We start from the raw sequence: 13,863 nt of genomic DNA on the forward strand, positions 1-13,863 counted from the left end.
GTCCTTGAGTGATTATTATACGTTAAACTTAAGAGACGATATTTTCTTTGAAACGCCTATCTTTCCAGAAATATATTGGGTGCCGATTAGTGCGCTTGGGAAGACGAGATATACTAAACAGGATATGGAAACTAAATTTTGTAATAAAGATCCTGAAGAAATTGGGGATCTGATTAGTAATCCATATGAACTCATTCAATATATTCAGACTAATTGTTTTACAGAAAATCTTCAAGAACATGTATACAAAATGGTTGGTAACGATGAATGGGAAATTCATGAAACTGGATACAAGGCGCTTAGAGATAACAGTGGGTCTTGCGCATCTTTGGCTTCGATCTTTTATACTATTCTTTCAAATTATTATTCTAATATAGGTAATTTGTGTATTATATCTAATTCTGGTGGGGGCCATGTTATTAACTATATTTACATAAATGAAAATTATTATTTTATAGATTTGTACGCACAGTTAGGTTGCTATGCCCCATTTATCCCGGTTGAGACAGGTGAGAAAAAAGATTTTGTTAGAACAACGTATATTACCGGTGGCTGCTTAAAAACAAGCTCACTTGATTACTTTATTAACTATTTTGATAAGTATACCAAGTTAAGGAAGAAGGAGTTTTTGTACTACACTTATGAGATGCCAGTATGCCCTCCTGCTTCCATAACAGTAGAAAATGACTCTTTAAATTTATTGCTGCCATACGATCAAAATATAAAGATCGTAAACAAGAATGAATTATCTAAAATAAAGGTTTCATTTGTGGAATTTACAGATCCATATGATTCATTGTAATCATTGCTCAATTCGTGAAGATACGTTCAGATAAGGAGAACTTGCCATAATGAGAACAAAATCCGTAACCACTATTTGGCCTAGCATTTGTTACGTTCTCTCCACATCTTGGACTTACAGTAAACGTTCCATTATTTATTATTCTACAGTTATGTTGCTTACTGCTTTGCAGCCCTTCCTTTTAATTCTGTTTCCTAAATTTATTATAGATGAATTGACAGGACAGCAAAGACCTCAGCAGTTTATCTTCTTAATTTCACTGATGTTTATATTATTTACTATCATTGGCTATTTTACTGGCTACCTACAAAACTTAGGTTTAACCCACTTGATGAAAGTCGTTTTTAAACAGATACACGCTCACACTGCACAAAACATGAATGTAGATTTCAAAAAAACGGAGGATCCTTCATATCTTAATCAGATGGAGCAGGCAAAACGTTCTCTACAAAGTGTGCAAAACGGATTTCAGGGACTCTTTCATACACTATTTGCATGTTTGGCAGGATTTCTTTCTTTTACCGGTTATATAGCTGTAATTGGGAGATTAAATATAAGCGTTATTATTTTTATTATTGTTAGCACCGGGTGTTCTTATGGGTTCTCCCTTCGCGCCAAGCGCCATGAGTATGAACATGAACAAAAACTTTCAGAATTGGAGCGGAAGAGAAAGTATTATTCGGATATTATGCAAGACTTTGCTTTTGGTAAGGAGATTCGGATTAATTCTTTTTCCAATACATTGGTTTCCCTGTATAGTACAACTGTTAAAAATAGACTGAAAATACAGTCTGCTATCAGCAAATCTTATCTTCAGAGCGAATCCTTGGATATCTTGATCCGTTTGGTCCGTGAGGGATTTGTATATAGTTATTTAGCTTATAGTTATATTCGCCAGAGTATAACCATAGGTGATTTTGTTATGTACACTACTGCTGTCACTGGGTTTTCAAGCGTTCTTCAGGGAGTTATGAAAGATTTAGCCCATCTGCGTACACAGAATTTATACATAGAGGAACTACGCAATTTTTTAGAAGTACAGCAAGATGAGCAACATGAGGAAGCCACGCTTCCACTCCCAAAAGGCCCCTATACAATAGAATTTAAAGAGGTCTCCTTTGCCTACCCGGGCAGTAGCCAACCAGTGTTTAATAAATTATCCTTCATCATACCTCCTCATCAGCGACTTGCTATCGTGGGTCACAACGGCGCAGGGAAGACAACATTTATCAAGTTGATATGTAGGTTGTACGAACCCGATAGTGGAGAGATTACGTTGAATGGAATCAATATCAAGCGTTTCGCTAAAAAGGAATACTGGAAGTTATGGTCTACGGTATTTCAAGAAATTCGTGTTCTTGCCTTCTCACTGGCAGAGAATATTTCTTTGAAAGAACCAAGGGAGTCAGATTTTTTGAGAATTAATGACAGTCTTGAAAAAGCGGGACTGAGCCATAAGGTTGCCTCACTGAAATCTGGCATTCTCACTCCCATGCAAAAGTTTTTGGATGATGAGGGTGTTGAGTTCTCTGGGGGAGAAAATCAAAGAATGATGTTGGCAAGGGCACTTTATAAGAACGGAGAATTGATTGTACTGGATGAGCCTACTGCAGCCGTTGATGCCCTAGCCGAATTCAGTCTGTATACAAGATTTAATGAAATGATTGGAGACAAAACAGCATTATATATTTCCCATCGGTTATCCAGTACACGGTTCTGTGACCAGATACTGTATATGGAACAAGGGAAAATTGCCGAAGTGGGTACTCATAATGAGTTGATAGAACGAAATGGAAAGTACAATCAAATGTATCATATTCAAGCACAATATTATAAGGGGAGTGAAACTTAACCTATGAATCCATTCCCTGCTTTGAAGAAGGAGTGGAGTGTGACCATTTACTTTTGGAAACTGGTACATTCCATGTCAAAATCGTATATCCCTTTGATGTTTTTAACATCTTTATGTAGCTCGTTACTCCCTTTTTTAAACATCATCGTTCCAAAATATATGATTAATGAATTGACGGGAGCCGGTCGTGAAGCCCAAATTATCCTCTGGATTGGTATACTGGTTGCTGGCAATGCTGCTTTTGGATTCATTCAGAGTTACCTCAATCAAAAGATTGAACTGTCCAACTTGTTGATTTTGGATGGGTTAGAGCTTCACATTGGAAAGCATATTATGAATCTGGATTATGAGAGTTTAGAGAATTCCAAGGTATTGGATCTTAAAGAACAGGCGCTTGCCCCGATTCGGCAGCAGGATGTCATACGTAAAATGTTGGATAGCATGAAATCTTTACTTCAAACAACGTTGTCTCTTTTGGGACTAACAGCCTTAATCTCTACGTTAAACATTGGAATCATCGTGTTGATTATTGCGATGATTATACTTAATACGTTTGTCTTTAAAAAATCACAAAAGGCCCAGTTCGATTTTCATAAACTGTTAGCACCTCTAAACCGTAAATTTGGATATTATTCCAAGTTATCCGTTGATTTTTCAATGGCTAAAGATGTGCGCTTGTTTGAGATGGCTCCTTATTTGTTAAATAAAGTGGATGCATACCATAAGGAGAGTGTTCATGGATTTGGAGGACTATACGAAATGGTAGGTAGATATAAGGGATTAGCAAGTATTAATCTTCAATTGCAAATGGTCATTATCTACGCCTATATGGTTGTGAAAGTAGCTACGGGGAAAATCCAAATTGGTGATTTTGTTATGTATATTTCCGCAGCTAATAGTTTTTCTTCACAATTGTCTATGGCGATGAGTTCCTATGTTGAGTTTCGGCAAATGTGTAAATATATTGAGGTATTCAGACAATTCGAGAGTCTTAAAGCTACGATGAGAAACGGGAAGATGGATATTGGGAAACTAGCGGGTGTAGAGATTGAGTTTCGCAATGTGTTTTTTAAATACTCCGGGAACGAACATTATTCTCTAAAAAATGTGTCGTTGACGATAAAAAACGGTGAAAAATTAGCCGTAGTAGGTCAAAATGGGGCGGGTAAAACGACTTTTATTAAACTGCTCTGCCGTTTGTATGAACCGGATCAAGGTGAAATTCTGCTTAATGGAAGACCAATTCAAACATATCAATATGATGAATACATGAAAACCTTAAGCGTTGTCTTTCAGGATTACAAGTTATTTTCATTTTCTATAAAAGAGAATTTAAATTTGAAGGATACAGGGACATCAGAAAAAGAAATGGATGAAATGCTAAAGCAAGTAGGATTAGAAGAAAAAATGAAAGGGTTGGAAAAAGGACTCAACACACAGGTATTTAAAATATTTGATGAAGAAGGAACTGATTTTTCCGGGGGGGAAAGTCAGAAAATAGCTATCGCCAGAGCCTTACTAAAAAAGTCTCCTATACTTATTCTGGACGAGCCTACGGCTGCATTGGACCCTTTTGCAGAATTTGAAATGTACAGCAACTTTAATTTCCTGACGGCACATCACACTGTTATTTATATTTCTCATCGCTTATCTGCTTGTAAGTTCTGTGATAAAATCGCTGTGTTTAACAATGGAGAATTAGTGGAGTATGGACCTCATCATCAACTGTTGCTGGATCAAAGGGAGTACAGTTCTATGTGGAAAGCCCAAGCTCAATATTATCAATAGCTTTTACGTCAGATAATCTACTAAAAAGTAGGAGGCCATACAATGACAAAATCTATTTTGCCTGTTAATCTCAATGTAGACATGAATATCAACTGTTTTGATTATTATAAATTGAGCATGATTTTATCCGATGAAGCATTAATACCCTGGTTTATTGAACGTTTTATTGGATTACAGGTAGATGAGCATTTTGAATGTAGTTATTATGAATTAGGTTCGTCCAGTCCAACTGAGTACGAATTTGTCTTTGATGAAGTTTTATCAACTACGAGAATTATCCTTGAAGAAAATACAATTTTGGACACTACAATCAAAGCTCTTAAAGATAATAAATATGTATTATTAACACTTAATCAAAAGTTTTTCAAAAAGTATCATAACGAAAGAAAAATAGACTCTGTACATGGAACTTTGTTTGTTGGTTATGATGAAAAAACTGAACTATTATATTTTTTGGAGAATGTAAATAACAAATGGGGTTTGGGAAGTTTAAAATTTTCTGACCTTGAGCAATCGTTTCACACTGCTATAGAAATAATATCAAAAGATAAACATGTGGATTCATGGTTACTTTTTCTGTCTAGGGTAGGCGAACCTGCTTCCACTTTTGAAATTAAAAATAATTACAATAGACAGTTACGGTTAAATATTTTATATGATACCTTTATTCATTATTTGAATGGTGTTGAGAGTATATCTCGTGATTCAAGTTACTATCGTTGGAATGGAATAGCCATCTATAAAGCTTATTACCAAAACCTTACGGATATTCTTGTCAGTAATGATATTCAGGAATATTTCAAGCCATTTAGGATACTTAATATTGAAAAGGGCATGAGAAGGATACTAGAAAACAAACGAGGGCTTATATATCGGGTTAACTACTTAGTAGAATCACTGCTTATAGAATTTGATGAGATGTTTTTAAAAGATTTAAGAGACCTTTACGATTTATTGGAAACTGGAGTTGCATTATATTCAAAGTTTTTTCGAAAACAAGATAAGAAAATAATTGAAAGAGCTAATGTTTATCTAAAAAAAGCTGAGGAGTTAGAGTATAATATCCTTTCGCAATTATCAAAAAGCATTTTAAATTATATGAAGTTAAATTTAGGACATTAAGCACATAGTTACTAGCCTCCTTCCGCTGTTGAATTTCGACATAGCATCCTATACGCTTATGGAGAACGGAGGGGGAGAAAAAGCAATGGCATTTGAAAGGTGGCGCAGGTTCCTGCGGGCCTGGCAGGATTATCCGCTCCCGGAAGGAGCGCGAATCGGCGAACGGTATAAGGTAGAATCCCTGCTCGGGGAAGGGAGCTACGGGCTTACTTACCGGTGCTGCGACTCTAGGGATGGAGCTCTTCTAGCCGTCAAGCAGTCCAGACCTAGCAAGAAGGCGGTAGGCCGGGCTATGCTTGGCAAGGAATGTAATATCTTACGGTCAATGAATCATCCCAACATTCCAACGTGCCGCGATTATTTTGAGTACAAGGGCTCTAACTGGCTGGTAACCGATTATATTGAGGGAAAGACGCTGGAGGATTTGATCTTTGACGAGCACATTGTCTACGGTGAGCGGGAGTGCCTGGCCACGACCTTGAGACTGATGGAACTGGTAGCCCATGTCCATTCGTGCGGATATGTTCACCTTGATCTGCGGATTCCTAATGTGATCCTCCGGAATGAAGACTTGTACTTAATTGATTTCGGCTTGGCGAGGCGGATCGGGGAGGCGGAAACGGTGCTTGAGCGGCGGAAGCCGAAGGCTGAGGAGATACCGGAACGGATGCCGCCTGTTATCGCTTCGGATTTGTATGACATTGGACAATTAATGCTGTTCATGCTGTATTCAAGTTACCGGCCTGAGCCGGAAAAAGCGGAGCGGAGCTGGCGGGAAGAGCTCAATTTGTCGCCTGAAATGCTGCAAATCCTCTCTCGGCTTTTAGGAGAGCAGGAGCCCTATTCAGATACGGCTTTTTTTGTCCATGAGGCTGAGGTTTTATATGAGCGTTTGCGGTGATTTCTGCATAAAAAGGGCGTCTTCAGCCAAAGGCTGAAGGACGCCTTTTACTTCGTGCAGGGTGACCAAGCAAGGATCAGCTTGAGCTGCCGTAGCGATTTTTATAATATTTATGTCCGTTTCCCCCGTGGCGGGAGTCCGAAGACGAGTAGCGCTTGTATCCGTGGCTGCTGCTGGAATGTCTGCTATATACAGGCCTCCCTTTATGGCTGCTTGAATATCTGTGATGCCCTTCATGGCGGGAGTGCTCTACGGAGTGAAGTACTTTGCCGAGAATTTTTTTGAACATCCTGTTTCCTCCTTAGTTAGATTAAGCCGTATTAGCACGGCCTTATTCTTTAATTACCCTTTAGTACGCTATCCATACCTGCGGGTTTCGTGATTTCAGCGGCAGTGTAAGCCCAATTTACCAACCACAGCTTCGGAGCGAGTTGACGGGCGGAAATGCTAATGATAATATATACACAAAAAACCCAAAAACTCTTGAGGTGAACATCAATGGCGCTTACGAAGCGAAGGCTGCAATTGTTGGGACAACTGGTGGAGCTGTATCAGCACACCCGCTTGCCTATTCATTATGAGACATTGGCCCGTTCATTGGGAGTCAGCAAATGGACTGCCTATGACATGCTGAAGGAAATCGAAAAGCTCGGCTTTGTAACACGGAGCTATGAAGTGAATTCCAAGGAAACCGGCCGTTCGCAGGTAGTGTTCTCGCCCACGGTCAAGGCGTCCGAGCTGTTCAAGCAGAACCGGAACGATTCCTTTAATCCGGCGGACTGGGAGCAGACGGTGGCCCATATCCACAAGCTGCTGCAGAGCGTAAAGAGCGGCAGTGTGAACGATCTGATCCGAAGAATGATGAACGAAATCCCTTCCAAGGCATCCAGCATTGAGTTTTGCGGCTATATTCTTGGCCTGCTGCTTGTTTATGTGAAGAAGCTTGGCGGTAAAACTGAAACGTTGATCCGCCTGGTGGTAAGCAAAACACCGAGCAGCGAGAATAGAACCCTGATGTTTGTGGGGACGGTTCTCGGCACTATCATTCAAACGATCAATGACGAGCTTGGCAACGAGTTCACAGAGCTGGTATCCGAATTTCTGCGTATCATGGACCAGTTGTCCAATCAGGAGCAACGATTGTTGTCAAATATGCTGCACGAAGCTTTAGCTTGAGAGAGCTTTTGCTTTTCGTTAGTTTTTGGGTCTTTTGTGTTTAATGAGTGGGAGTGGAGTGGATTATGGGGAAAACAGGACTTGTTCTGGGCGGCGGAGCCGTCAGGGGACTGGCGCATATCGGTGTGTTGAAGGCTATTGAGCGGCATGGAATCCGGATAGACCGCATTGTGGGCACAAGTATGGGCGGGGCTATCGGGGGCTTGTACGCAGCAGGTGTCTCCGCTGGAGATATTGAGCAATTGCTGCTCAGTACACCCAAATACCGGCTGCTCGATGTTGGTATTCGCCACCGCGGCTTGCTTGCCGGCAATGCAGTTCATAATACGATCAACGAATTGCTGCGCAGGCATGGCAAATACGGCTTGCCGATCGAACAATTTCCAATTGAGTTCAGAGCCATCGCGGTTGATCTGATGACAGGAAAGCAGGTGGTGCTGGATCAAGGGGATCTCGGCACTGTCCTCAGAGCCACCACCGCGTTTCCGGGAGTTTTTGCGCCGCTGATGGAGGGAGAACAAATGCTGGTAGACGGTGGGGTATTGAACAATTTGCCAGTGGAGGAAGCGCTGGCCAGGGATACTTGCTTTGTTATTGCCGTGGATGTGGCGAGAGAACATGAGAACAAGCCGCCGCGCAATATGGTCGAAGTGGTGTACCGCTCATACAGCCTGATGACGGCGGAACGTAAGCATGCCAGTCTGAGGCTGGCAGACTTTGTGATCCGGCCCGACGTTGGAACTTTCGCAGCTTTTGACTTTACCAAATCACAGGAATGCATCAAGGCGGGAGAGGAAGCTGCGGAACAAAGCATTGAAGAGCTTGAGCGGCAAATCCGTATAGCAAAAGAAAACCATCTGATTAGAGGAGCGGAGAGAGGCTAAAGGCAGTAGTATACCGGGTTCTTGGGTTTCTTGGGATTAAAAGTTGAATGTAATCTGGGGGTATTGGCAACGAACGTGAACCAGCAGCCACTCACGAGGCTGCTGGCTTTTCAAGAGGTTAGTTATTGGGTAACGTTTCCGCTTTCTTCATAGGAGCTTTCATATTACTTAGGAAGCCTGTGCTGTTAATCAGCGCAAGTCCAAGGCCGGCCAAGGCGGCACAGGCGATAAAGATCGCCCTGTTCCCCATCCACTCCCCAATACTTCCTGCCATTAAACCGCCGAGCATAAGTCCGATGGTTGTAGCATTGGAATACAGCGTTGTCGCGGTTCCAGGGGATTCAGGGATCAGCTCCTGGCAATAGTTAAGCCCGACGCCAAGTATAATGGATACGAAGGCAGCATTCAGAATTTGGCAGGCTGCCAGCGTCCAGGCTGAATCTACGCTTGCCGACAGAACAAAATAAAGAATGCCAAACACGCCTGCTGTTTTCATGATCAACGAATTGCCGTACCGGTTAGCCAATAGGCCGAATCCAAGCATAAACGGGATTTGCAGCAGAGCGTTCAGTCCAACCAGCCAGCCGACGGTTTGATCTGCAGCGTGAAGATTAGCCGTGGTAAGCAAAGGCAAGGCGATTCCTGACATAGCATTACTGGTCTCGAAAATCATGAAGGCCGAGATGGAGATCCACAGCAGCCAGCGTCCCGTTTGATAATTACTCTTTGTCCGTGCCGAAGCGCGGTCGATATCAGTTGCGGCAGGGCGATTATAGCTGGCAAGATACACAAATGCAATTATCGCTATTACAGCATAAAGACCCGCAACAAATAGGAATAACGGGCTATAATCCCGCTTCCTGATCAACAACGGGGCAAGCAGGGGGCCTACTACCCACGACAAGGAAAATAAAGTTCTTTGCAGAGATATTGCGATGGAAGCATCCTTGTTCACCGTTGTGGCTGCATCCCTTACATAGGCGAAGATTTGCGGGAAAACAGAGGTCGCCAGGGCAATGAATGTAATGGATACGATCAGCAGTACGTAATAGTTCTCAAGTATAGCAAAAAGAGAATAGCCAATAATAGCTGCTGCCGATGCTGCCAGTATTATGGTTTTTCGGCTAAGCCGTCTGTCAGATAACCTGCCGATCCAACTGGACACCCCCACCTCGAACATAGACGAGACGGTCAAAAATATTCCCAGCCTCCATGAGCTCATTCCAATTTCCTGCATTCCGAACAAGGGCATGAATGTCATAGTCAATGAGAACCCGACTCCCATAAGAAAAGTGCATGCCAAGGCAGGCAAGTATGCCGGGATGCTCCTCGCTTCCGCCGAATAGTCCAGTATTTTATTCAATACACTTTGCATCTGGATTCGCTTCCCATCCGCTCAGAAAGAAGGATTAACTCTCTCCAGATCTTTTGCAGCTTAATGCTTCTTCTATAATCATCATCCAGCTCATCAATCAGACGGCTTGCACCGCGTTCCAGCTCTTCAGCAACCAAGCGATATTCAGCCAGGCCAGAGGGCAGGAGGATTTTATGTGCGAGGTCGTGAACCAAACCTAATCTTGTTGTTCTGTCTAGGCTCATCAGGCATTCGGATAGCAAATTCACTAGTGCGGAGGGTCCGGTATCCCGGAGAAGGTGAAAACCGTTCGCTTCAGGCGGGGCCAGCCGATGCAAATAGCTGTTGCGGAATTCCGTTATGAACAAATTGTAATCGGCCAGCTTTGCGATGCCTCTCCAATAGTTCAATGTCCCATCCTGCTGCTTGCGGCTGTAATCATGGGCATGAATAATCCGCTTGGTATGATAGACTGCGGGTACTTTTAACAGGGCGCCGAGTATAAAAGTGTGGTAATCGAATCCGATACAGCGGGAGCCGATAAAATTGGGAATCCACTTAAAAATCTCCATCATCGCTATATTTCCGCATTCAGGATAATTGGGGACAATCTCAGGGATATCCGGAAGCTGCTCGCAGGTTATCAGTAACGGGCGTGTACGGAAGAGCAGTTCGTTTTCACTGTATTTTGCGTCAATATAAGCCGGAATCCGGGCGTCGGGAATGCTTAAGAGGGTCAGAAATTCATTTAACGTTTGTGTGTTACGCTGCTGAAGCAGCTCAAGATTCACGTTCCAATCCCCGGTATAATCGCTGCCTGCGATCCAGATTTCTTCGGTTAACAATTCATCGGTAAGGCGCTCGCAGGTATCCGCCATATGAAGCACCTCGGATACTTTTTTACCGATAAACTGATTCTCCCCCCAGACCGGATACAAGCTCTCATCGCCCAGTGGAGTATAGCAATCCGAATCTCTGCGATGAATGACCTTGCGTCCATACCTGGCAGCAGCGAGATAAAGCATATTAAAAACCTTGCCATAATCGACTTCCTCCGGGTGAGGATAGAGCAATCGGATTAATTCAGCAATATCCCATTGCCCATGCTCAGCCAGTTCTCGAATCCACTCTAATTGGTCATTGATATCATGGTGAATGATGCGAATCGGGGTAGTTTTCTGAAGCGCTTCAAGGTCTCTTTTGTTTCTCTCCACCACCTGAGAGGGGCCATTATCAAGAATAATTAACTCTTCCGGATCAATTCCCCGTTTCCGCATGGATGTCATTTCAATGATTACAGATTGGACGGCAGGCAATACCAGGCGATTGGTTGGGATGGCAAACATTAAATGGATCATCTCCTATAAAATAGATAGGTTAGAAACAGGAAGATTATAGCATATATGAAAAAAATACGGAATTGATAGTTTGCCCTGTTAATCCCCCCACTTGATTTGCTAAATCCCAAGAGTTATGTTATAAAATATAAGTGAATATTTTCGGGTTGTTACTGTTAAATCAGGCAAAACCACTACCTTTATTCTTGGGTATGGTTTTGCCTTTTTTGCATTATAACAGTGCCGGAAATGGCTGCACGGAATAGGGAATACTCAGGCTTCCTGCGGCAGAAATTTTATATTATCCCATACCGAACAGAAAGAGAGTGAGAGATTATTATGCAAAAAACTTTCAGAATTATCGACGAAGACGGAATTCATGCACGTCCAGCGACAGCGCTGGTTAATACAGCCACCAAATTCAAGGACACTGAGGCTTTTGCAGAAGCCAAGGGGAAGAAGGTTACTCTGAAGTCCATTCTCGGCGTATTGTCTTTGGGACTGGAAACAGGCGATACTCTGACCCTGATTACTGCAGGCGGCCAGGAAGCCGAAGCGCTTGGCGCACTTGAGGATGTAATGATTAAGGAAGGGCTGGGAGAGCTCCATGAGTAAGATTTCAGGAATCGCGGCTTCCGCAGGCATTGCCGTAGCCCGCGCGTTCATCCTGAAGCATCCGGATTATACTATCACGAAGACCTCCGTGAGTGATGTGGAAGCTGAGGTTGCCAAGCTGGAGCGTGCTCTGGAGACCTCCAAAGGCGAGCTTAAGCTGATTAAAGAACGCACGCTGGCAGAATTGGGCGAGAAGAAGGCGGAGATTTTTGAATCCCATCTGCTGATTCTGGAAGATCCCGAGCTGATCAGTCCGGTGATGGATAAAATCCGTGAGGAAGCGGTAAATGCGGATTATGCCTTGCAGGAGGTCGCCAATCAGTTCATCGCAATGTTCGAGAACATGAAAAACACCTATCTGCAGGAACGCGCCGCCGACATGCGTGATGTGACCAAACGATTGCTGAACCACCTGCTGGGGATTGCTTACGTAAGTCCGGCGGAGATCAGTGAAGAGGTCATTGTGATTGCCGAGGATTTGACTCCATCGGATACGGCGCAGCTCAACCGCAAATATGTAAAGGGCTTCACGACCAACATTGGCGGACGCACCTCGCATTCGGCGATCATGGCCCGTTCCCTGGAAATTCCGGCGGTAGTCGGCACCAAAAATGTGATGTCTGAGGTGAAAGCCGGAGATCTTGTAATTGTAGACGGACTGAGTGGAGACGTTCTCATAAATCCGGGTGAAGCTGAGGTTGCCGAATACACCCGTAAACAGGAGGCTTACAATCTGCAGATCGCTGAATGGCGGAAGCTGCGCGAGGAGCCTACGGTATCCGCTGACGGCAAGCATGTCGAGCTCGCGGCGAATATCGGTACGCCGAATGATGTTACAGGCGTCATCGAGAACGGCGGGGAAGGCGTAGGCCTCTACCGTACCGAGTTCCTTTATATGGGCCGCGATAAGCTGCCGTCTGAGGAAATCCAATATAACGCCTACCGTACAGTGCTTGAGAACATGAACGGCAAACCGGTAGTCGTTCGTACCCTGGATATCGGCGGCGACAAGGAGCTGCCTTATCTGGAGCTTCCGAAGGAAATGAATCCATTTCTCGGCTTCCGTGCCATTCGTCTTTGCCTGGACCGCCAGGATATCTTCCGTACACAGCTTCGCGCCTTGCTGAGAGCCAGTGTTCATGGTGATCTTCGCATTATGTTCCCGATGATTGCCACTCTTGGTGAATTCCGTGCAGCCCGCGATTTGCTGCTGGAAGAGAAGGCGAAGCTGCGTGAAGAAGGCAAGGAGGTATCGGATCAGATTCAGCTCGGGATCATGGTAGAGATTCCTTCTACTGCCGTGCTGGCAGACCAATTTGCGAAGGAAGTTGATTTCTTCAGTATTGGCACGAACGATCTGATTCAATATACGATGGCTGCCGACCGTATGAATGAGCAGGTATCATACTTGTACCAGCCATACAATCCGGCAATCCTGCGTCTAATTAAAAACGTAATTGACGCAGCACACGCAGAGGGCAAGTGGGCCGGAATGTGCGGCGAGATGGCCGGTGACGCCACCGCGATTCCGCTGCTGCTGGGCCTTGGCCTCGACGAATTCAGCATGAGCGCAACCTCCATTCTGCCGGCGCGCAGCCAGATTTCCAAGCTGTCCGCTGCCGATATGAAAGAGCTTGCTGCCAAAGCACTGCAGCTGGGCACTGCTGAGGAAGTAGCTGCGCTGGTGCAAGCGATCTAGTAGTCATTGGGCTGTCATTTTTTTCGTTTGAACTCACTTTTTCCAAATTACTTATATAAGCTGAACTTAAAAATATAAAAGGTAGAAGTGCGGAGGGGAAGTTTGGAACTGGAGGAGCGAATGCGACCGCCTAAGAGCTTTCCGTAGGAAAGCTGGCATCGTAAGCATAAGCTGTCTGCGGATTTCCACCGCGAACAGCGGTATAATTCAAGAAATCTGCAGACGGGCAGCGGCCGGAAGTCCAAACATTCCCCGCAGTTACGTCCAAACCTAATATGAAAAAATCTAAAGTTCAGCTTATATAGCCGACACTCTTCTACGAGGATGCCGGCT

12 protein-coding genes are annotated in these 13,863 nt (G+C 43.9%); 9 read left to right on the top strand and 3 right to left on the bottom strand.

The features are described 5' to 3' along the window. The first annotated feature begins 4 nt into the window (after positions 1-4). The 5 genes from ACX1DY_RS03905 to ACX1DY_RS03925 all read left to right on the top strand — a co-directional run bounded on the left by ACX1DY_RS03905 (position 5) and on the right by ACX1DY_RS03925 (position 6,465). Positions 5-802, top strand: coding sequence for a hypothetical protein (locus ACX1DY_RS03905; RefSeq protein ID WP_458962898.1), 798 nt, complete (start codon positions 5-7; stop codon positions 800-802). Between the two features lie 49 nt (positions 803-851). After that, complete coding sequence (locus ACX1DY_RS03910) at positions 852-2,654, top strand: ABC transporter ATP-binding protein (protein ID WP_458962899.1); 1,803 nt, start codon at positions 852-854, stop codon at positions 2,652-2,654. 3 nt (positions 2,655-2,657) lie between these two features. Then, complete coding sequence (locus ACX1DY_RS03915) at positions 2,658-4,442, top strand: ABC transporter ATP-binding protein (protein WP_458962900.1); 1,785 nt, start codon at positions 2,658-2,660, stop codon at positions 4,440-4,442. Positions 4,443-4,484: 42 nt separating this feature from the next. Further along, positions 4,485-5,564, top strand: a complete 1,080-nt coding sequence (locus tag ACX1DY_RS03920; protein ID WP_458962901.1) for a hypothetical protein — start codon at positions 4,485-4,487, stop codon at positions 5,562-5,564. An 85-nt stretch (positions 5,565-5,649) separates the two neighbouring features. Further along, complete coding sequence (locus ACX1DY_RS03925) at positions 5,650-6,465, top strand: serine/threonine protein kinase (protein WP_458962902.1); 816 nt, start codon at positions 5,650-5,652, stop codon at positions 6,463-6,465. A 76-nt stretch (positions 6,466-6,541) separates the two neighbouring features. Here the strand turns inward: ACX1DY_RS03925 and ACX1DY_RS03930 are convergent, their stop codons facing one another. Continuing rightward, on the bottom strand, positions 6,542-6,754 hold the full coding sequence (locus ACX1DY_RS03930; RefSeq protein WP_458962903.1) for a hypothetical protein: 213 nt from the start codon (positions 6,752-6,754) through the stop codon (positions 6,542-6,544). A gap of 209 nt (positions 6,755-6,963) precedes the next feature. Here ACX1DY_RS03930 and ACX1DY_RS03935 point away from each other — a divergent pair, with 209 nt between their 5' ends. Together ACX1DY_RS03935 and ACX1DY_RS03940 are read left to right on the top strand one after the other, a co-directional pair. Beyond that, complete coding sequence (locus ACX1DY_RS03935; RefSeq protein ID WP_458962904.1) at positions 6,964-7,641, top strand: Lrp/AsnC family transcriptional regulator; 678 nt, start codon at positions 6,964-6,966, stop codon at positions 7,639-7,641. A gap of 65 nt (positions 7,642-7,706) precedes the next feature. Next, positions 7,707-8,525: a patatin-like phospholipase family protein gene (locus tag ACX1DY_RS03940; protein ID WP_458962905.1), complete on the top strand. Its 819-nt coding sequence runs from the start codon at positions 7,707-7,709 to the stop codon at positions 8,523-8,525. A 118-nt stretch (positions 8,526-8,643) separates the two neighbouring features. On the opposite strand, the gene ACX1DY_RS03945 is transcribed toward ACX1DY_RS03940, so the two are convergent. Next, entirely contained in the window at positions 8,644-9,900 is a 1,257-nt protein-coding gene (locus ACX1DY_RS03945; RefSeq protein ID WP_458962906.1) for a sugar efflux transporter, read from the bottom strand. Then, positions 9,885-11,225: a DUF6271 family protein gene (locus tag ACX1DY_RS03950; RefSeq protein WP_458962907.1), complete on the bottom strand. Its 1,341-nt coding sequence runs from the start codon at positions 11,223-11,225 to the stop codon at positions 9,885-9,887. The genes ACX1DY_RS03945 and ACX1DY_RS03950 overlap by 16 nt, the downstream gene beginning before the upstream one ends. Positions 11,226-11,555: 330 nt before the next feature. On the opposite strand from ACX1DY_RS03950, the gene ACX1DY_RS03955 reads away from it, so the two are divergent. Further along, positions 11,556-11,831, top strand: coding sequence for an HPr family phosphocarrier protein (locus tag ACX1DY_RS03955; RefSeq protein ID WP_458962908.1), 276 nt, complete (start codon positions 11,556-11,558; stop codon positions 11,829-11,831). Beyond that, a complete protein-coding gene (gene ptsP / locus ACX1DY_RS03960; protein ID WP_458962909.1) occupies positions 11,824-13,530 on the top strand; it encodes a phosphoenolpyruvate--protein phosphotransferase in 1,707 nt (568 codons plus the stop codon). Before ACX1DY_RS03955 ends, ptsP begins: the two co-directional genes overlap by 8 nt. The last annotated feature ends 333 nt before the right edge of the window (positions 13,531-13,863 follow it).

It is taken from the genome of Paenibacillus sp. BAC0078 (genome assembly GCF_054483875.1).

Bases quoted from the DNA above. Each gene is read 5' to 3' on its own strand.
- ACX1DY_RS03910 (WP_458962899.1), top strand. From the start codon at position 852: ATGAGAACAAAATCCGTAACCACTATTTGGCCTAGCATTTGTTACGTT.
- ACX1DY_RS03915 (WP_458962900.1), top strand. From the start codon at position 2,658: ATGAATCCATTCCCTGCTTTGAAGAAGGAGTGGAGTGTGACCATTTAC.
- ACX1DY_RS03920 (WP_458962901.1), top strand. From the start codon at position 4,485: ATGACAAAATCTATTTTGCCTGTTAATCTCAATGTAGACATGAATATC.
- ACX1DY_RS03925 (WP_458962902.1), top strand. From the start codon at position 5,650: ATGGCATTTGAAAGGTGGCGCAGGTTCCTGCGGGCCTGGCAGGATTAT.
- ACX1DY_RS03930 (WP_458962903.1), bottom strand. From the start codon at position 6,754: ATGTTCAAAAAAATTCTCGGCAAAGTACTTCACTCCGTAGAGCACTCC.
- ACX1DY_RS03935 (WP_458962904.1), top strand. From the start codon at position 6,964: ATGGCGCTTACGAAGCGAAGGCTGCAATTGTTGGGACAACTGGTGGAG.
- ACX1DY_RS03940 (WP_458962905.1), top strand. From the start codon at position 7,707: ATGGGGAAAACAGGACTTGTTCTGGGCGGCGGAGCCGTCAGGGGACTG.
- ACX1DY_RS03945 (WP_458962906.1), bottom strand. From the start codon at position 9,900: ATGCAAAGTGTATTGAATAAAATACTGGACTATTCGGCGGAAGCGAGG.
- ACX1DY_RS03950 (WP_458962907.1), bottom strand. From the start codon at position 11,225: ATGTTTGCCATCCCAACCAATCGCCTGGTATTGCCTGCCGTCCAATCT.
- ACX1DY_RS03955 (WP_458962908.1), top strand. From the start codon at position 11,556: ATGCAAAAAACTTTCAGAATTATCGACGAAGACGGAATTCATGCACGT.
- ptsP (WP_458962909.1), top strand. From the start codon at position 11,824: ATGAGTAAGATTTCAGGAATCGCGGCTTCCGCAGGCATTGCCGTAGCC.